This window comes from Methylomonas defluvii (assembly GCF_033949435.1).
GTDB lineage: Bacteria > Pseudomonadota > Gammaproteobacteria > Methylococcales > Methylomonadaceae > Methylomonas > Methylomonas defluvii.
Map to the genome: position 1 here is coordinate 72,775 of NZ_JAXARY010000009.1, position 20,133 is coordinate 92,907.

Annotated in this window: 14 protein-coding genes; 7 read left to right on the forward strand and 7 right to left on the reverse strand. The window is 52.5% G+C overall.

Going from position 1 to position 20,133, the window contains the following annotated elements:
- Positions 1-32: 32 nt before the first annotated feature.
- Both metH and QLH52_RS11240 read left to right on the forward strand, forming a co-directional pair.
- Positions 33-3,704 carry a methionine synthase gene (gene metH, locus QLH52_RS11235; protein ID WP_319961607.1) on the forward strand — a complete coding sequence of 1,224 codons (3,672 nt, stop codon included), beginning with the start codon at positions 33-35 and terminating at the stop codon, positions 3,702-3,704.
- Between the two features lie 11 nt (positions 3,705-3,715).
- Complete coding sequence (locus tag QLH52_RS11240) at positions 3,716-3,979, forward strand: glutaredoxin family protein (RefSeq protein ID WP_319961608.1); 264 nt, start codon at positions 3,716-3,718, stop codon at positions 3,977-3,979.
- A 67-nt stretch (positions 3,980-4,046) separates the two neighbouring features.
- On the opposite strand, the gene QLH52_RS11245 is transcribed toward QLH52_RS11240, so the two are convergent.
- Together QLH52_RS11245 and QLH52_RS11250 are read right to left on the reverse strand one after the other, a co-directional pair.
- Positions 4,047-8,174, reverse strand: coding sequence for a PAS domain-containing protein (locus QLH52_RS11245; protein WP_319961609.1), 4,128 nt, complete (start codon positions 8,172-8,174; stop codon positions 4,047-4,049).
- Positions 8,175-8,490: 316 nt separating this feature from the next.
- Positions 8,491-9,516: an HD-GYP domain-containing protein gene (locus QLH52_RS11250; RefSeq protein ID WP_319961610.1), complete on the reverse strand. Its 1,026-nt coding sequence runs from the start codon at positions 9,514-9,516 to the stop codon at positions 8,491-8,493.
- A 331-nt stretch (positions 9,517-9,847) separates the two neighbouring features.
- Here QLH52_RS11250 and QLH52_RS11255 point away from each other — a divergent pair, with 331 nt between their 5' ends.
- Complete coding sequence (locus QLH52_RS11255; protein ID WP_205452606.1) at positions 9,848-10,033, forward strand: YjfB family protein; 186 nt, start codon at positions 9,848-9,850, stop codon at positions 10,031-10,033.
- 21 nt (positions 10,034-10,054) lie between these two features.
- Here QLH52_RS11255 and rsmI read toward each other — a convergent pair whose 3' ends face one another.
- Positions 10,055-10,906, reverse strand: coding sequence for a 16S rRNA (cytidine(1402)-2'-O)-methyltransferase (gene rsmI / locus QLH52_RS11260; RefSeq protein ID WP_205452608.1), 852 nt, complete (start codon positions 10,904-10,906; stop codon positions 10,055-10,057).
- 21 nt (positions 10,907-10,927) lie between these two features.
- On the opposite strand from rsmI, the gene QLH52_RS11265 reads away from it, so the two are divergent.
- From QLH52_RS11265 to QLH52_RS11275, 3 genes are read left to right on the forward strand one after another with little or no spacing between them, the layout of a single operon-like run.
- A complete protein-coding gene (locus tag QLH52_RS11265; protein ID WP_205452610.1) occupies positions 10,928-12,748 on the forward strand; it encodes a penicillin-binding protein activator in 1,821 nt (606 codons plus the stop codon).
- 1 nt (position 12,749) lies between these two features.
- The gene (locus QLH52_RS11270; protein WP_205452614.1) at positions 12,750-13,118 is read left to right on the forward strand and encodes a YraN family protein; all 369 of its coding nucleotides are present in this window, start codon (positions 12,750-12,752) and stop codon (positions 13,116-13,118) included.
- Positions 13,119-13,123: 5 nt separating this feature from the next.
- Positions 13,124-13,711 (forward strand): phosphoheptose isomerase, encoded by a 588-nt coding sequence (locus tag QLH52_RS11275; protein ID WP_020483819.1) that lies wholly within the window; start codon positions 13,124-13,126, stop codon positions 13,709-13,711.
- Positions 13,712-13,764: 53 nt separating this feature from the next.
- Here the strand turns inward: QLH52_RS11275 and glgC are convergent, their stop codons facing one another.
- From glgC to QLH52_RS11290, 3 genes are all read right to left on the reverse strand, one after another.
- Complete coding sequence (gene glgC / locus QLH52_RS11280) at positions 13,765-15,030, reverse strand: glucose-1-phosphate adenylyltransferase (protein WP_033156847.1); 1,266 nt, start codon at positions 15,028-15,030, stop codon at positions 13,765-13,767.
- A gap of 101 nt (positions 15,031-15,131) precedes the next feature.
- Positions 15,132-15,605, reverse strand: a complete 474-nt coding sequence (locus QLH52_RS11285; RefSeq protein WP_033156846.1) for a hypothetical protein — start codon at positions 15,603-15,605, stop codon at positions 15,132-15,134.
- A gap of 294 nt (positions 15,606-15,899) precedes the next feature.
- Positions 15,900-17,792, reverse strand: a complete 1,893-nt coding sequence (locus tag QLH52_RS11290; RefSeq protein ID WP_171697225.1) for a transketolase C-terminal domain-containing protein — start codon at positions 17,790-17,792, stop codon at positions 15,900-15,902.
- Between the two features lie 926 nt (positions 17,793-18,718).
- Between QLH52_RS11290 and QLH52_RS11295 the strand changes: the two genes are divergently transcribed.
- On the forward strand, positions 18,719-19,183 hold the full coding sequence (locus QLH52_RS11295) for a hypothetical protein (protein WP_319961611.1): 465 nt from the start codon (positions 18,719-18,721) through the stop codon (positions 19,181-19,183).
- Positions 19,184-19,257: 74 nt separating this feature from the next.
- Here the strand turns inward: QLH52_RS11295 and QLH52_RS11300 are convergent, their stop codons facing one another.
- Positions 19,258-20,133, reverse strand: a complete 876-nt coding sequence (locus tag QLH52_RS11300; protein WP_101052695.1) for a ZIP family metal transporter — start codon at positions 20,131-20,133, stop codon at positions 19,258-19,260.

Genomic DNA, 20,133 nt, shown 5'->3' on the forward strand with positions numbered 1-20,133 from the left:
ACCGATATTCACCCTTACGACCCTCAGGCAGTATGAACAGCACACAAAGATTACACCAGTTATTATCTCAACGGATTTTGTTTCTGGACGGTGCGATGGGCACCATGATTCAGAGCTACAAACTGGAGGAGAAGGATTATCGCGGCGTACGCTTTGCCGACTGGTCTGTCGATCTTAAGGGCAACAACGATTTATTATCGATTACCCAGCCCGAGGTAATCAAGGCGATTCATCGCGCCTATCTGGATGCCGGCTCGGATATTCTGGAAACCAATACCTTCAATTCCACCCGTATCGCGATGGCCGATTATCGGATGGAAGACCTGGCTTACGAGATCAACGTAGCTTCGGCCCGCGTCGCTAAACAGGCGGCCAACGAAGTCAGCGCGTTAACGCCGGACAAGCCGCGTTTCGTCGCCGGCGTCTTGGGCCCCACCAATCGCACGTCATCAATGTCGCCGGATGTCAACGATCCCGGCTTCCGTAACATCACGTTCGACGATTTGGTAAGCGCCTACAGCGAAGCCACTCAAGGCTTGATCGACGGCGGCGCCGACATCATCCTGATCGAAACGGTGTTCGATACGCTGAACGCCAAAGCGGCGATTTTCGCGGTCGAACAGACTTTCGACAAACTAGGTTACAAACTGCCGGTAATGATTTCCGGCACCATTACCGACGCCTCCGGCCGCACGCTTTCAGGTCAAACCGCCGCCGCGTTCTGGTATTCGTTGAAACACGTGCAACCCGTCTCGATCGGCTTCAACTGCGCGCTCGGTGCGCAGGAACTGCGCCAATACATTGAAGAATTATCCAACATCGCCGACACCTACGTTTCCGCCCACCCGAACGCTGGCCTGCCCAACGAATTCGGCGAATACGACGAAACCCCGGAAATGATGGCCGCCGAATTGGCTGACTGGGCCGCCAGCGGCTATTTGAATATCATCGGCGGTTGCTGCGGCACTTCACCGGACACCATCCGCGCCATCGTTGCCGCGCTGGAAAAATATCCGCCGCGTAAGATACCCGAGTTGGAAAAACGCTGTCACCTGGCCGGCCTGGAAGCGATGAGCATCGGTCCGGAAACTTTGTTCGTGAACGTCGGCGAACGTACCAACGTTACCGGTTCGGCGATCTTCAAGAAAATGATCGTCGAAGAACGTTACGAAGAAGCCCTGGAAGTGGCCAAGCAACAGGTCGAAAACGGCGCGCAGATTATCGACATCAACATGGACGAAGGCATGCTGGATTCGAAAGCGGCGATGGTGCGCTTTTTGAATCTGCTGGCCGCCGAGCCGGATATTGCCAAAGTACCGATCATGCTGGACTCCTCAAAATGGGAGATTCTGGAAGCCGGCCTGAAATGCATCCAAGGCAAGGGCGTCGTCAACTCGATTTCGATCAAGGAAGGCGAAGAACTGTTCATCGAACACGCCAAGCTGGTGCGCCGTTATGGCGCTGCCGTGATCGTGATGGCCTTCGACGAACAAGGCCAGGCCGACACGATGGCGCGCAAGGTGGAAATCTGCACCCGCGCCTACAAAATATTGACCGAACAAATCGGCTTCCCGCCAGAAGACATCATCTTCGACCCCAACATTTTCGCGGTCGCCACTGGCATCGAGGAACACAACAACTACGGTGTCGATTTCATCGAAGCCACCCGTATCATCAAGCAGACCTTGCCGCATGCCTTGATTTCCGGCGGCGTCTCCAACGTGTCTTTCTCGTTCCGCGGCAACAATCCGGTGCGCGAAGCGATCCATGCGGTGTTCCTGTATCACGCGGTGCATGCCGGTATGGACATGGGTATCGTCAACGCCGGCCAGTTGGCGATTTACGCCGATATTCCGGAAGAACTGTGCAATGCCGTCGAAGACGTGATTTTGAATCGCACCCCGGAAGGCACCGAAAAGCTGCTGGAAATCGCCGAGAAATATCGTGGTAGCGGCCAGACAGCGAAACAGGAAACCTTGGAATGGCGTGAATGGCCGGTCAGCAAGCGCCTGGAACATGCGCTGGTGAAAGGCATTGCCGATTACATTGAAGAAGATTCCGAAGCGGCAAGGCTGGAAGCAGAAAAACCGTTGCACGTCATCGAAGGGCCTTTGATGGACGGCATGAATGTGGTTGGCGACTTGTTCGGCGAAGGCAAGATGTTTCTGCCGCAAGTGGTCAAATCGGCGCGGGTCATGAAAAAAGCCGTGGCGTATTTGATGCCGTTCATGGATGCCGAAATTGACGGTAGCGAGCGGCAAACCAACGGTAAAGTGCTGATGGCCACCGTGAAAGGCGATGTGCACGACATTGGCAAAAACATCGTCGGCGTGGTGTTGCAATGCAACAATTATGAAGTCATCGATTTGGGCGTGATGGTGCCAGCCGAAACTATTTTGAAAACCGCCCGCGAGCAAAACGTCGATGTAATCGGCCTCAGCGGTTTGATCACACCCTCGCTGGATGAAATGGTGCATGTCGCCAAGGAAATGCAGCGCCAGGGTTTTACCATCCCATTGATGATAGGCGGTGCGACGACTTCGCGCGCCCATACCGCCGTGAAAATCGAACCGCACTATCAATCGCCGACCGTTTATGTTACGGATGCATCGCGCAGTGTCGGCGTGGTCAGCTCCCTGCTCAGCGACGAGTTAAAAGCTGATTTTGTCGAGAAAACCCGTGCCGAGTATGAAGTGGTACGTGAACGCCACAAGGGGCGGCACGCCAAGAATCCGCAGCATAATCTGGAAAAAGCCCGGCTTAACAAATTCGATTACGCCAGCCATCTGCCGGTTAAGCCTAAATTTCTCGGCACCAAAGTCATCGATAATTTCCCGCTGGATACGCTGGTTTGGTATATCGACTGGACGCCGTTCTTCCAAACGTGGGAATTGTCCGGCAGCTATCCGGCCATTCTTAGCGACCATGTGGTTGGTGTCGAAGCGACTAAATTGTTCGAAGATGCGCAAGAGATGTTGAAACACTTGATTCGCGAACAATGGCTGACAGCCAAGGCCGTCATAGGTTTCTTCCCAGCCAACAGCGATGGCGATGACATCGTGTTGTACACCGACGACAGTCGCAGCCAGCCACGCGAAAAGCTGCATCATTTGCGTCAGCAAAATGTCAAGGCGCCGGGCCGGCCCAACTACTGTTTGTCCGATTTCATCGCCCCGGTAGGTAGCGGTATTGCCGATTATCTGGGCGGCTTTGCGGTCACGTCCGGTATCGGCATCGAAACCAAGTTAGCCGAATTCGAGAAAGATCACGACGACTACAGCGCCATCATGCTGAAAGCTCTGGCCGACCGGCTGGCCGAAGCGTTTGCGGAATACATGCATCAAGCCGTACGCCGCGAATACTGGGGCTATGCCGAAGAGGAAAATTACGACAATCACGCATTGATCGAAGAAGCCTATCAAGGCATCCGTCCGGCTCCCGGCTATCCGGCTTGCCCGGACCACACTGAAAAGGCCAAGCTGTTTGAATTGCTCAACGTGACGGAAAATACGACGATAGAACTGACCGAAAACTTTGCAATGTATCCGACTGCGGCGGTTAGCGGCTGGTATTTCTCGCATCCGGATTCGCAGTATTTCAATGTCGGCAAGATAGATCAGGACCAGTTAGAAGACTACGCGCGGCGTAAAGGCCTAAAGCTTGAAGTGGCCGAACGTTGGTTGGCCGCGCATTTGAATCATTGATCCATTCAGCCATGGCAGAGTTTATTCTATTCGGTACCGAAGGCTGTCATTTGTGCGAAGAGGCGGAAGCGTTATTGGTAGCCGCCGGGTTGGATTTTACGAGTCGGGACATTATGGACAATGAGCAATGGCAGGGGGCGTATGGTTTGTTGATTCCGGTGTTGTGGCATGCCCCAAGCCAAAAGCAACTGAATTGGCCGTTCGACAGCCTGCAATTAAAAGCATTCAGCATCGCCATCGATCCAAGCGAATACCAGTCAGCACGCCGGACGTAGTATCGGTTTGGCGGTCGCCAAATCGTACGTACCGGAACAGTGCAACTCAAAACGGCGAACGATAAAATCAGCTGGGCAAAGCCTTCAGAATGGCCGGATAGTCAAAGTTATCAGCCAGATAGGCCAGGGTTTTGCGCAATTGAGGATCCTGCGCCGTTGCCAGAACTATGGCATTTGCTATACGTTCCGGCTCCAGGCTTTCTAGTGCATTTTTCAATTCCTCCCGAGCCGATGCCGGCAAGCCGGCTAACATGTCCGGCGTTAATGGCGCGATTGGCGGGGTTTGTTCTGGAACACCCTCGTAAACATAACGTACCCCCAAGTGCTTCGCCAGACATTCGTAAATTTCGTTGAAGCGATAAGGCTTGCGCACAAAATCGTTCATACCGGCTTCCAGAAGCTCGCCGCGCTGCTCCAGGAATGCCGAGGCTGTGACGGCAACAATGACGACCTCCTGCCCGCCAGGCAACTCCCGGATTCTTTTCGTGGCTTCCAAGCCGTCCATTACCGGCATTTGCCTATCCATCCAGATAAAGTGCGGTTGCCAGGTTTGAAATAGCGCTATGCCTTCCGCTCCGTTGCCGGCCACTTTGCAGGAGAATCCGACCGATTCCATCAATTTTGCCAGCAATAACTGATTTTCGAGCTGATCTTCAACGATTAATATGCGGTAGTCGCTTTGCCCTTCCACTAAGCCGATGACGGCGCCGGCTTCCGCTTTGTCGACACTGCGGTCGGTAATATCCGCCTGATTCACCTCAGCGAGCGGCAGATCTATTCTAAATAAAGCGCCTTGATTCGGGTGGCTTTCCAAGGTAAGCGTACCGCCCATCAGTTCCACAAACTGGCGGGTAATGGTCAATCCCAAGCCGGTGCCTTGGCTATCCCTTTGCTCGCCTAGCTGTACGAATGGTTCGAATATACGTTGCTGATCGGCCAGCGGGATCCCCACACCGGAATCTTCGACCTCGATCTGTAGATGCGAAATGCGATTTTTTCGGGTGCCTAGGCGCAAGGTAACACCGCCTTGCTGCGTAAATTTAATAGCATTGCCCACTAAATTAATCAGCACTTGCCGCAAGCGGGCTTCGTCTCCAACAATGAAGCGCGGAAATTGCGATGCTTGGTCGATCAGCAACCTAAGGCCTTTTTCGGTGGCGCGGACGCTCATCATGTCGGTAATATCGCGCACCATATTGCCCAAATCGAAAGGCGCGTTTTCCAGGTGTAGTCGGCCTACTTCGATTTTAGCCATTTCCAATACATCGTTAATCAACATCAACAGATGCTCGCCGCTGCGATTGATAATATCCAGGTTTTGCCTTTGCTCGTCCGACAGTTGGGGATTTTTCCGCATCAATTTCGAGAACCCAAGAATAGCGTTCAGCGGGGTACGCAATTCGTGGCTCATATTGGCCAGGAATACGCTCTTGGCCCTATTGGCCGCTTCTGCCGCATCGCGCGCTATTATCAAGTCGGCGGTACGTTGCTGGATTTTATCTTCGAGGTGTTCTTTATAGCGCCGTAATTCTTCCTCGTTTTGCTTGCGATCATGGATGTCCATACGAATACCCAACATGCGTATGACCTTACCGTCCGAATCGCGCTGAATACCGAAACCGCACACATATTGCCAACGATAACAGCCGTCGGCGTGGCGCATGCGCGCTTGATATTGATATTCCGTGAAATCCCTGGACAACACGCCGCTCATTTTGTCGCTGACTTCCGCTTGATCATCCGGATGAACGCTTTCGAACCATGCGCGCCGATCAGCCATGCCGGTCCGAACTGGATAGCCGAGCATCGTGTAATAGGTGGGCGAAGCGTACCATTGGTCGTTTTTTACATCCCAGTCCCAAACGCCGACCTGCGCGGCTTCCAACGTCAACCGCAAGCGCTCCTCCGAGTCGCGTAAATGTTCCTCTGTGCGTAAACGCTCAGCCTTATCGCGGAGCACGGAAATGCCAAAGGCCAAATCTCCGGCCAGCTCCTCTAGCAAACGAATCTCCGTTGCCGTAATCGCATTGGGTTCTGCGGAATAAATCGTCAGCGCACCGAAAATATCCGCGTTCTGATCGGCCAAAGGCAAGGCAATAACCGAGCGATAGCCGCGCGCTAACGCTGCGTCTCGTGCCAAAGCCATCAACGCATCGGTGCAGACATCCTGAACATAGACTTTTTCGCCGCTGCAAATGGCGGCGGCAGCGGGACTGTGGGCGCCCGCTGCATCCCCGCCACTGTGATCGGTGACGGCCAGATAGCCGTTTTCAAAACCGGCCCAGGCCACCGGGCGTATTGTTTTGGGAGGGCCGTTTTCCAAGTAGCCGACCCAAGCCATGCGATATTCGGCTTCATCGCAGACGATACGGCAAATTTCTTTAAGCAGGCTTGGTTCGTTGTCATGTCGCAGCAAGGCCTGATTGCAATTACTGATCGCGCGCAATTCGCGATTGAGCTTATATAAGGCCGCTTCCGTTTGCTTGGCTTCGGTGATGTCCGTGCGTAAATATAGATAATTGCAAACCTGATAAGCTTCGTCGTAAATCGGTGAGGCGGTGATCTGTTCCCAGCGCAACTCGCCGTTTTTGTGGCGATTGGTCAGCGAGGATTTCCATAATTTGCCTGCTGCCAATTGTGCTTGGCAGGCTTGGTACGTATCGGCAGTTATTTCACTGGACAATAATGCGCGAGGCGTCATTTTGTAAGCCTCGCCGAACGTATACCCGGTAATCCGCGTATAAGCGTGGTTGGTATAGGTCAATACGCCCTGCAGGTCGGTAATCTGGATGCCGGTCGGATTCTGATCCGCCGCTTGCGCCAGCCGATTGATTTCGGTGGCGAATAGATGGCGTTCTGTAATGTCGCGGTTAGTGATGCGCCGGCCTCGGTAGTTATTGTCCGCCCCGAACACGGCCTGGCAACAATGCGAGATCCAGCGTATTTCACCATCGCGGCGGACAATGCGAAAGTCTACTTCAGCGAGGCGTAAATGCTCGACATCGTGGCGATGATCGGTCATTAAGTGCCGGTCGTCGGCATGTATGATGCGCGGCAATAACCCGGCATCGGTCATAAACTCCTCGGCCGCATAACCGGTAACCCGCAAGCTGGAAGGCGTCATATACAAAATCTGCTGATCGTCGCCTTCCCAATATTCCCAGTCGAAGGTGTAGTCCGCGACGGTATGGAACTTTTCCTCTTCGGCCGCCAACTTGGCTGCAACCAGCAATTGCTTTCGCCACGCACCGATGATGAACCGGGCGCTGCTAGCCGAAATCAAAGCAAACAGCAGGACCAGTCCGGCCATTTCCAGGACTTCATTCCACCACTCCGCCAGAAAGTCGTCCCGAGCCAGGCCGACGCTGACCCATAACGGGTAGGTGTCCAGTTTGCGAAAAGATACCACCCTGGCGGTATTGTCGAAGCTGAAAGGCGTGTGAAAGACACCCGAGATGTGTCCGGATGCGAGCATCCGGCGAAATTCCGGCGAAATGGTTTTATCGCCAATCATGTTGCCGGGTTCGGCATGGGCGGGATAGCGAACGATCAAGCCCATATCGGCATCTCTCAGGTTAATCGCCCCGCGACTGCCAATATCAACGCTGGAAATCGCTTTACTCAAGTTATCCAGTGAAACATTGGCAAAAACCACGCCGGCAAAACTGCCGTCGGCGTGGTTAAGGCGGCGCGCAAAATTTAGCACCCAAACCTTATTGATATGAGACATCACCGGTTTGTTGATAAATAGCCCAAGCGCCGGATTATCCCGCAAACTAGAAAAATAGAGCCGATCCGCCATGCTGAGCGGCTTATCTTTGGGTACATCCACGCCATAGGCTAGCCAACCTTGCGCGTCGGTAGCTCTAAGTCCGATAACCCATGGCAAACGCGCTTGTAAGCGCTGCATAAAAACCGACAGCGCCTCGGCGTCAACGCTCCCCAAAGCCTGTTGCCGCTGGATTTCCTCCACGGCCACCAACACGCCTAAGTCGACCTTTTCGATAAGGCTATCTAAGTTTTGCGCGATAACCTTGGCCAGGTTCTGCGTCGTGATTTCGGCGCGCTGTTGATATTTGTCGAAGCTGCGATATAGCGCAAACCCCACGGTGGCGATAACCAACAGGTTAAGGATTACCGCCCCGGCAATCAGCCGCCTCGAGACATTGTTTGGAAAATCAAGCTGACCTGGCATAGCTGAACTCACAAGACTGTTGTGGTGTATTGGCGGCCCGTAAGTGTGCGCGGGCAAAAGGTCCCATCGTATTCCTTAAACGCGCTGCAAAACACCTAAGGATAGGGTTAAGTAACTTTTCTAGCGCGGATTAGCGGAACTTTCCCGTGCTTGTCGAAGGATCGCCGGGGAAATCCGGGCCTTCATAGCCCTTAACCGTTCATGCTTCGACTGCGCTCTCGGCAATTGCTCAGACATCCAGGCCAGTCGAGTACGAACGGTTTGCCGGGAATAGTCATTTCGGTAAGTTATTTTTAGCGGAATTCTAAGGAGCCGCTCAAGCGGGCAGGCAGTAATCCCGTTCCCGAAAGAGCTTTAAACAAATCTCGACTACTTCGGCGTTATACAGCACACCGCGATTGTCGGAAATCTCCTGCAGTGCTGCATCCAGGCCTAAACCGGCGCGGTAAGGGCGATGAGACTTCATCGCTTCCACCACATCGGCAACTGCCAGAATCTCCGCTTCCAGCAATATCTCACCCTTCTTTAGGCCGCACGGGTAGCCACTGCCGTTGGGGCGTTCGTGATGTTGCAAGACGATTTGCGCGATAGGCCAAGGGAAGTTGATGGATTTGAGGATGTCGTAGCCGGTTTCGGCGTGCCGCTTGATCAGGCTGAACTCCAAATCGTCCAACCGACCGGGCTTGCACAGTATTTCGGCGGGGATTCGAATTTTGCCAATATCGTGTACTACGCTCGCCAACGTCAGCCCCTCTATCCGCTCTTCCGGCAATTGCAAGCCGCGGGCGATAGCCGTGGCGAGGTGGGCGACGCGGCGTTGATGGCCGGCGGTGTAGGGATCGCGTGCTTCGATAGTGGCCGCAATCGCGGTCACGAAATCCAGCATGCCGGCGCGCAAATTTCTCTCGCTTTCCATCAGTTTACGGGTTCGCTCTTCCACCTGTTCTTCCAGATGGTTGCGCAGGCGGTCAAACTCCAAATGAGTACGCACCCTAACCAGCAATTCATCGCGCTGATAGGGCTTGGTGACGAAATCCACTGCACCCAAGTCAAAGCCGCGCACTTTTTCGTCGGTATCCATGATCGCGCTGACGAAGATAACCGGCACATCGCATGTATTCGGGTTAGCTTTGAGTTGCCGGCAAACTTCGAAGCCATCCATCTCCGGCATGCGAATATCCAACAGCACCAGTTCCGGCGGGTGTTTGAAAGCGGAATTTAAGGCTAATTCGCCGCTAATAGCAGAACGGACTTCGTAGCCTTCGTCCTTCAGAATATCCGTTAACAACTTTAAGGACGCCGGGGTGTCGTCAACGGCGAGAATCTTGCCTTTATATGTCATAAAACTCTTTAATCGGTTTGCCTGAATGCTGCCAGGATACCCTGCCAAACGCAGTTTTCAGCAAAATATGCCAAGGTTTTCCGGGGCTGGCTCATATCGGTTGCGACGCGCCGGAGCGCTAAGTCGTTCGAAACCATTCGGACGCCGTTCGATTTTGAAGGGGCCGCATAGCTGATGCCGCAGGACATTATAGTGTATGCCCCAAGGCGTAGGCAGAGCGCAGGTAAGCAGTTATTTTTATTGATAGCCTAAAGTTATCGGCTTGCGGTTCGATAACCTTTTTAGCCGTTACGGCAATCGCTTTCCAAAACCAACCCGACGAGGCCACGCCATGCTTGATTCCGTCTCTTCCGTCGCCGCGCTGGCGACACAAATGTCCACCCAAAAAACCGCGCAACAAGTCGAAGTTGCGATGCTGGTAAAAGCCAAGGAGATGCAGGAACAACAAGGCCAAAACGCCTTAAAGTTATTGGAGTCGGCCAGCGTACCGGCGAAGGGTATCGATGTCAGGGTTTGAGCGGCGGAAGATTGCTGGAACTTAGCGGCCTTGCTTGTCCTGCATCGCCAGCGCCGCCTGATACAAGGTCTTTTTACGCTGGCCGGTAATTTCCGCAGCCATTGCTGCAGCGGTTTTGGTGGAGCATTCTGTTAGTAAGATGCCCAAAATCCGCCGCTGCTCGTCGGTTAATTCATCGTCTTGCTCACCAGCTTCGCGGCCAGCTACCAACACCACGAATTCGCCCTTGCGCATGTTTTCGTCGGTCTGCACTTTCTCTAACACCTTGGCCAGTTCGTCGCCGACAATCGTTTCATGCAATTTCGTGATCTCGCGGGCGACGACGATTTGATGATCAGCCGGAAATGCCGTCAGCATATCTTCCAAAGCGGCCTGGATGCGATGGCTGGATTCGTAAAAGGCCCAAGTCGAGCAGTCAGCTAACTTGTGTTCGAAGAAGCTGCGCCGCGCCGAGCCGGTGCGTGGCAAAAAGCCTTCGAAACTAAAACGGCTAGTCGGTAAGCCCGCCACCGACAAGGCGGCGATCAGCGCGCAGGCGCCGGGTATTGGACACACATCCACGCCTTGCTGTCTGGCCAATTTGACCAGAGGAAAGCCGGGATCGCTGATCATCGGCGTGCCGGCATCGGATACCAGTGCCACCGATAATCCTTCGCGGATTTTATCGATCAGGCCTTGCGAAGCGTGTTCTTCGTTATGTTGATGCAGCGATTGCAGCGGCTTATTGATGCCGTAATGTTGCAGCAACATCTTGACGTGGCGGGTATCTTCGGCGGCGATCAAGTCCACTTGTTTCAATATGTCCACCGCCCGGAAGCTGAAATCGGCCAGATTACCGATTGGCGTGGCAACCACGTATAATTTTCCGTACATTTATTCTTCGGTCCCCGTGTTATGTCTGATCGCAAATTTGCCGCCATTATGCCGCGTCGTGTTTTAAACCGCTGGTTTTTCGGCCTGTTGCTACTGGCTGCGTGTAGCGAGCAACCGGTCAAAAATAAAACCCAGCTGGAAGTGCGCCCGCAAACCAGTGCCCGCAAAGCCAAACCGGCCGAGCCACCGCGCAGTTACCGGATGGCCGACAATCAAAACAGCCTGCATCTGCTGGATGCCGACACCCGCCTGCAAGCCGGCGATAGTCAGGCCGCGCAAAAAGCCTTGGATAAGATCAACGCCGAACAGTTGCCGCCGGAGTTGTTCAGCAAATACAAATTGCTCCAAGCTCAAGCAGCGTTGAGCATGGGTGATGCCGAACAAGCCTTGAAAAAGCTGGAGGGCGTGCGGCCCGCCATACTGGCCGACGCCGATCAAATTGCTTATTACCAATCCGTGGCCTTTGTGCATGCTTTGTTGGGCGATGTTGTGCCCAGCGTCAGGGCTCGCCTGAAACTGGGCCGACTGTTGCAAAAACCCGAGCAGCAAAAGCAAAACATTATCGCCATTCTGGATGCGCTTAGCGTGCTGCCGTTGGAAACCCTTAGCGGTCCGTCTCCCATCGTTGACGAACTGAGCGGTTGGATGGCCTTGGCTAAAATTCTGAAGCAACGTAACGTGGCGGGTTTCGACACAGCCGGTCAAATCCTGCAATGGCGGCAAATTTATCCCGGTCATCCGGCCAACGCCGATTATCTGCAAGCCTATTTGAATCCGCCGCCTGTCAGTCAGCCGGCAGTCCAAGAACCGGAACAAGCGGCGCAACCGCCTGCTCCGGGTGCAACCATTGCCGTGTTGCTGCCTGGCTCGGGCTCTTACGCCAGCGCGGCTAAAGCCATCAGGGAAGGGCTGACGGTAGCCCATCGTCTGGCCGCCAGCGCCGCGCCGCAAATGCCGCTAAAGTATTACGACAGCGAAAAAGACGATATAGCCAATGTCTATCGGCAAGCCGTCAGCGACGGCGCCAAACAGGTGATAGGCCCCTTGGTGAAAGAACAAATCCAAAGTTTGGCGCAATCCACCGAATTAAGCGTGCCGGTGTTGGCGCTGAATCATGTGGAAAATCTCAGCAAAACCAATCTCTATCAATTCGGCCTCAGCCCGATAGACGACGCGGAACAATTGGTACAAAAAGCCAAGCGCGATGGCCAACAGAATGCCGTATTGCTGACGCCGAATACCACGCAAGGTGAGCGGGTGCGCCATTATCTAATGTCGGCTTGGCAAGCGGTCGGCGGCGCCGTGGTGGGTGTGGAAAGCTACGACCCGAAACAACACGATTTCGCAGCTATTGTAAAAACCTTGCTCAGCACCAGCGTCAGCTCGAATGGCCAGAAGCAACCCTTGGCCTTATTCGTTAGCGCCAGCCCGGAATTGGCCAGAGAGTTGGCGCCGCAACTCAAGTACTCGCAAAGCAGCGAGTTGTCGATTTATGCGATGCCGAATATCTACAGCGGCCGGCAAAATCCGGTGCGGGATAGCGAGTTGGGCAAGATTAATTTCTGCGATCTGCCCTGGGTGTTCGGCGATGCCTACACCGGCGCACTCAGCCAGCAAGCCGTGCAGAATACCTGGCAAGGCCTGAGTGACAGCCAGGTTAAACTGGTCGCGTTGGGCATAGATGCTTACAACATCATCGGCCAATTACCGCAGCTGACCGGGGCGTCTTACGCCGGCGCTACCGGCCGCTTGTCCGTGAACGGTGAAAACCGCATTACCCGCAAACTGGTTTGCGCCCAGTTTAAGGGAGGCGTGCCGGTCGCCTCCGGCTTTATCGAATAGTATGCTATTCGGTAAAGCCAAGCCGGTTCATTTGCAAAAGGGCGATAGCGCCGAACAATTAGCCTTGGCTTATTTGCAAAAGCAAGGTTTGGAATGGGTGTGCAGCAACTTTCGCTGCAAAATGGGTGAGCTGGATCTGGTGATGAAGGACGGTTCGGCGCTGGTGATTGTGGAAGTACGCTTTCGCAAATCGGAGCAATTTGGCGGCGCCCTGACCAGTATCACCCGGCAAAAACAGGCGCGCATCGTCGCCGCTACCCAACACTATGTCATAATCAACAACCTGAGCCAGCTCTCGATTCGTTTCGACGTGGTGGCTGTATCCGGCGACAACCGCCTGGACTGGATTAAAAACGCTTTTCAAACCTGAGTATTATGAGTTTACAAGACCGCATCATCGCCCACTTTTCCGACAGCATTCAAACCAAACAGGATGCGATGGCCAGCTTGTGCGAGCTGATCGAATTCGCCTCGCAAAAAATCGTCGAGGCTTTGGTGAATGACAAAAAAGTGCTGACTTGCGGCAACGGCGGTTCGGCGGGCGATGCCCAGCATTTTTCTTCGGAAATGCTCAACCGTTTTGAACGCGAACGTCCCGCGTTGCCGGCGATTGCGTTGAGCACCGATACCTCAACCATCACCTCTATCGCCAACGACTACCATTACGACGAAATCTTTGCGAAGCAGTTGCGCGCGCTGGGGCAGGCTGGCGACATCTTGCTGGTCTACACCAGCAGCGGTAACTCCGGCAATATCATTAAAGCCGTGAAAGTGGCGCATGACCGCGACATGACGGTCATCGCACTAAGTGGCAAAGACGGCGGTGTGCTGGCCGGCGCGTTGAACGAAGCCGATATTGAAATCCGCGTACCGTCTTATTCCACCGCCCGCATTCAGGAAGTGCATTTGTTGATCTCGCATTGCCTATGCGATTTAATCGATCATCAATTATTTGGCGGCTAAGGCCCAGGCGCCCGTTATCACTCAATCGGATAAACGGGCGTTTGCATACTTGATTACCTGACGTAATGTAGTTTTTGCCCCAACATTTCGGCAGTTACCAGCACTACCCCGCCCTCGCTGACATAAAACCTGTTTTTGTCGTCGTCAAGATTCTCGCCAATCACCGTGCCTGCCGGCACCTCGCAACCTTTTTCAACGATGGCTTTGGTAATTCGGCAATTTTGGCCTATGCAGACTTGCGGCAACAGAATGCTGTCTTTGATAAGCGCTGATTCGTTTACGGTGACATTGGAAAACACCATGGAATGTTGAATGGTTGCGCCGGAAATAATGGAACCGCCCGCAATCATCGAATCCACGGCCAGACCACGCCGGCCGTTGTCGTCGAACACAAATTTGGCCGGCGGTGTTTGTTCCTGATAGGTCCATATCGGCCAGGACGCATCGTATAAATTCAAATCCGGCTTGACGCCGATTAACTCCAAATTGGAAGCCCAATAGGCGTCTATGGTCCCGACATCGCGCCAATAACTTTGCTGGCCGCTTTGTAAATCCAAAAACGGATATGCATTAACAATATGATCGTCAATGACGGCGGGAATAATATCTTTGCCAAAGTCGTTAGTGGAATTTTCAGTGAGAGAATCTTTAATTAATTGCTCCCATAAAAAATCGGCGTTAAAGATATAAATACCCATTGAGGCCAACGCGGTGTTGGTTCTACCCGGCATCACGGGTGGGTTGGCCGGTTTTTCGACAAACGCCCGAACGCGGCGATTGCTATCCACGTCCATTACGCCAAAAGCGGAGGCGTCTTTTAAGGATACTTCCAAACAACCTATGGTTAGGTCGGCGTTTTTTTCTACGTGGTCGATTAACATGGCCGCGTAATCCATTTTATAAATATGGTCGCCGGCCAGGATTAAAATATGATCCGGTTTACGAGCCCGCAGAATATCGATATTTTGCAAGACGGCGTCGGCGGTACCTTTGTACCAGGAAGTCTCGTCTATCCGTTGTTGTGCCGGCATGATGTCGACGTATTCGCCAAATTCGCCGCGCATGAATCCCCAGCCTTTCTGAATATGCCGGATCAACGAATCGGCTTTGTATTGCGTCATCACGCCGATTTTACGGATACCGGAATTCACGCAATTGGATAACGGAAAATCGATAATCCGAAACTTGCCGCCAAAAGGCACGGCGGGCTTGGCGCGCCAATCCGTCATATTCATTAAGCGCGAACCGCGTCCGCCGGCAAGAATTAAAGCAATAGTATTTTTGGTTAATTGATGGATATTGTGTGTGGGCGCTGACATGGTTAAATCTTTAGAAAAATAAACTGTTGGCCGAATAGGTTTTATAGGGCATATCAAGTTTTCCCAAGGCTTTTTCAAACCTAAAAATTAACGGCGAAAACTCAAAATACACGCATTGTTTCAAGTGAAGCAAACGCACTTGAGTTGCTAATATCCGGAGTGATATGTAGTTCGATAATACTTACCGCGGGCAAGTCGAGGACGTGTTGTTCCGACTCCGCTGTGCACCCTTGCGGATTAAAATGCCATTGTTGGCGGACGATTTCGCGAAACGGCTGTCCGTTATCCGCAGAAATACGAAGGACGTATTCTTGTGTTCTGGCTATAGCCGATTCCAAAAAATCCAGTTGAATAGATTGCACAGGCTGGGCCTGCTTAAAAAGTAAGCGGATAACTTGCGGGCCGGGCATGCCCGCTCGCCACCCGCCGCTAAAGCCAGGCAGTAGCGCGGCTTCGATAGTGTGCTCCTTAGCCTCGGATGACACTTCAACGTCAGCAAGCGCTTCCAGATTTAACGGCTCTGTCATTGAGCTGGCTTTGTTGGGCCGACTGTCACCGATAATTCGTTTTTGCATGGTTTACCTGGCGTAGGACTGTATTAATTGGTCGAAATGGTTTGAATCCGGTTTTAGTTTGTCGGGATTGATTAACTTGAGTGCGATTGCTCCGTAATTGGATAGGCAGGCACCGCATGCCTAGCGTCCGGCTGTTTGGAAACAAGGAATGTAGGCATGGCTCGGTCCCGGTGAGAGCTGAGTGTTTTACTGCGAAATTGCCTGATGGCAATTGCTGATTACAAATGGCTGTTGCTCCCAAACCCCAGCCGAAAAATATGGGCGCTTCCCTGCGCCCCAGGTCGAGAGGGAGGCTTAACCCTTTAAAAAGCTGGCCATGATGCCAGCCGGGTCAATACCTTGATGCGGGAATTGCTCCCACAGGCCGCCGCAACCTTCTTTATGCGTGGCAATATAGTTGTATTTTGGTGTGTAACCGCGTTCCAACAACCATGTGCCCATGCGGCTACCCAAACCGGTTTTACGGTTGAAGGACTCAACCACCAGCACTTTCGGTGACTTACCGATTTTGGCCAGCATGTCTTCATCGATGACGTTCAAGGTCGGTTTGTTGATCAAGCCTACATCCACGCCTTGTTGTTTCAGGCGCTCGACCGCATCCAGCGCCCTGTACAAGGCTTCACCGAAGCTGACGATATAACCGGCCGTGCCTTCGCGAATGACTTCGTCTTTGCCGGGCACGAATTTGTAGTCGCCACCGAAGAACTCGTTGCCGTTGCTGTCCAGAATGGTGGGCACTTTGGAACGAGTGGAGAAGATGAAACGCAAGCCTGGATCGAAGAAGACTTTTTCCACGCAAGCTTTCATTTGCAAAGGATCTGCGGGGAAATACAGTTTGGTTTCATAGCCGTCGCTCAAGCCGTTGTCCGCGAACATATTGTTCAAACCGAAATGGCAGGTGTTGTCGGCCATGTCGTCGATACCGGAATGCGAGAAGTGGCTGAGCACGTTGGATTTGTTCAAGCGGGCCATGGTGATTTCCGACATCAGCATTTCCAAGAATGCGCTGAAGGTGCCGAAAATACCTTGTTTGCCTGCTTCCATACCAAAGCCGGCTGCTGCGGAGAAGTTACCGCGCTCCATGATGCCGGAGGAGATAAACACTTCCGGGAAAGCTTTGTGGATTTTGAACAGACCACAAGAGCCTTCCAAGTCGCTGTCGACTACCCGCACTTTGGCAACCCGTTCTGCTTCGCTCAAACGGCCCAAGACTTCCACGCACGCATCGCCGAAGACGTTGCGGTTGGCATCCCATTTGTCGCTGGAACCCAAAAATACCGCGTCGTTTTTCGGTGCTTTGACTTCGCGCAATGCATCGGCAGCGGCTTGTTGGCCATGTGACTCCAGGTATTCCAATGCCACTTTCACCGACACAACGTCGTGGCCGTGGGTTGAGCCTTCCAGGCCGACAATGCCAGGGCACATCGGGCGGTGGTTGATAACCGCAACCGGGCCAGGGGTGTTAATGGCGGTAATGATGCGTTTGTACAAATCGTCCAGATCTTCGCCGTCGCCTTCCAGTACGGTGACACCTTGACCAGCCAAGGTTTTGGCGGTGCTGCAGCCTTTTAAGTACTCGGATGGGTGGCCGGCGATGGTGACGTTGTTGTCGTCGATGATCAGTTTAACGTTCAGGCCTTGCGCCACAGCCAGACGGGCCGCTTCGGCATCGTTACCTTCCTGCTGCGAGCCGTCCGATCCCAGGCAGAACACAGTTTTGGCCGGGTTGGCGATGGCTACGCCGTTGACATACGGCCACATGTGGCCCAAACGGCCGGAGCTGAATTTCACGCCTGGGGTGAAATCCAATTCAGGATGGCCGGGCAAATGTGAATGCGCGGCACGGTACTCGATCAAGCGTTCTGCCGGCAAATCGCCGTTCAGGGTGGACATCAGATACTGGGTGGCGACGCGGTGGCCGGCTTCGTCAAAAAAGATGGGTACAAAATCATTGGAGCTGTGGAACAGCGCATCCATGATCATGACTTCCGGCACGGTATCGTATGGACCGCCGGTATGGCCGCCCACACCACGGGCTGCGCCGTTGGCTGTGAAATAGACAATAGCATCACGGCACAACTGAATGTTGGCTTTCAGGCTGGCACGTTGTGCATCGGTTAAAGTTGGGTTTTTTGGATCTAAGTTGATGCGCTGATAAGCGCCAAGATCGATTGGAAATTTGGACATAACTAATCTCATGGTGAGGACATTATTTTTATAGACGCGCAGCTAGTTGTTACGCTGTCATTTTTAAACGCGACATAGAACAAAGATAATATTTAGCCCCGGCAAATATTCGTTGCTAATTAACTACAATACCGCTGCTTTTTTACACAAGCCGTTGCTATTTTGTAGTCTTAAATTTGTTTTTCATGCCGTCGTATCGAACCTTACACCCATTAAAATGGGCTTTGCAAGACTTATTAAATACCTACTAATTTGTATATAAATTGAAACGGAAAGCCTGTATAGCCCTGAGACAAATAACAGAATACGTTCTATGGAAAATCAATTAGTTATTCAAGTCGCTTCTACTATCAAAGGATTATAAGCAGCAAAAAAATTTATTTTATTTTTCGCGGCAGTGCAGCTTTGCGGGACGAATTGATTGAATGGTAGTGTGTTGCCGAAACACGCCTCACCTATACACAATCCCAAATCGCCAGCGGAAAAATATCAAACATTTCGCCGGAGGGATCGGAACGCGGGCTTGGAACCATTAGTTTCGTTCTTGCTCTAATTGATGGGACAAAGGATGGCTTCGGCAGAGGAGAAGGGAGGCCGATTAGTCAAGCTTTCCGGTGCGGTGACCAAAACCATCGCGTTTCAAACAGCCTGGGGGGAGAGTCGGCAAGACATGGCAAAACGGTGTAAGTGGTCTTTCCAAAGGGAAAGGTCGCGTTAGTTGTATTTATCCGCAACGTGGACTATGTTTCCAACACCTAAAGTAACTGGTTGACGCTATATAGGGTAAGCAAGAGAGTCCAAGCCAATCAACTTAGCGGCAGTCCGGTAGCTTGATTTTCATGGTTTACGTATCGAAGGTAGTGAGCGTTGGCCCAAACCGTATTAACCAGCCTTGGGATACAGCTAAGTACTACCAGAGTGTCTTTATGATATTGATTATTAAAAATATCCCGTCGATTACGCAAGAAAGCGAGTTGGGAGACTTTGTCGCCCCGGCCCTCAGGTTTTGCCTGTTACTTCCCTTCAAGCTTGGCAATATTCTAAAAACCGACATCTTTTGTCTTAAAAATATCAAGACCAATGTGCTGTCGTTTCATGGCCGTATTTTTATTGACGATGACAAAGCCGGTAAGCTCGCAATCAAAAAACTGCATGGCAAGCGCTTCAAAAATAAAATCGTCGAAGTCAGAGAATATTTTATTCGTTCGCATAAAAACGACAGACGCTTAACGCAGCAGCCGGTATCGACAGACATACTGGAAAAGCGTAAAGGCGAACGGCGTTGCAATATCAAGCATGAAGGGCAAGCCGCCGCTTACACGAATGTATTTGATACCGAGAACATCTATCAAATTAGCCGCCGCTTGCGAGATGACGCTTATGATTACTGAGTCGCGGCGCCGGCGACCTAAATTTCGTTCGCATGGCGAAGAGACAGTTGACTTGTGACCTTATAAAGACTGGATCAAACGATACCAGTTTGCTCGACTCTATCCCCGTCAATTTTCCCTTCAAACCGATGCGCTATGCCTTGCATCACCAAAATCAACACCACCCCAGCCAAAATAAAACCAATCTGTTGTAATGAAGTTTTAATATCGGTCTTCTGATGCAAAGACGGGATCAAATCGGCAACCGCGATATAAATAAAACTGGAAGCCGCTAGGGTTAAAAAGTAGGGCAAGATGTGATGTAGGTCGCCAAGACTGAAATACGCCAAAACGCCGCCAACTACCGTGCTCAAGCTGGCAAGAATGTTGTAAAACAAAGCCTCGCCGCGCTTGTAACCGCTATGCAGCAAAATCGCGAAGTCACCGACTTCTTGCGGAATTTCATGCGCGGCCACCGCCAAGCTGGTGACGATACCCAGTTGCACGTCGGTTAAAAACGCTGCGCCGATTAACACGCCATCGACAAAATTATGGATGCTGTCGCCGAGGATAATAAACATCCCGGCGGGGCGGTGGCCGGCCGCTTGGATTGCATGCGTATGGCCGTGTTCGTGGTGATGGTCTTCATGCGATTCTTCGCCGTGGGCTTCGCAGGCGTGGGAATGACAATGGCGCCAGACCAGCAGTTTTTCCAAGACAAAAAACAACAGAATGCCCGCCAGAATTGTAGCCGAGAGTGCTGACATATCCTCGACCGGTACTTCTTCGAAAGCGTGCGGGATCAAGCCGCAAAATGCGCCGGTCAACAACGCGCCAATTGCAAAACTGATGCCGTGCGGCAGTACATGCTTTTGTTTGTGTTCCGGCAACAATAAAAACACCGCAGCAGCCAGCACACTCAGCACGCCACCCAGCGCGGTAAACAAGATAATCGACAACAATACAGTCAA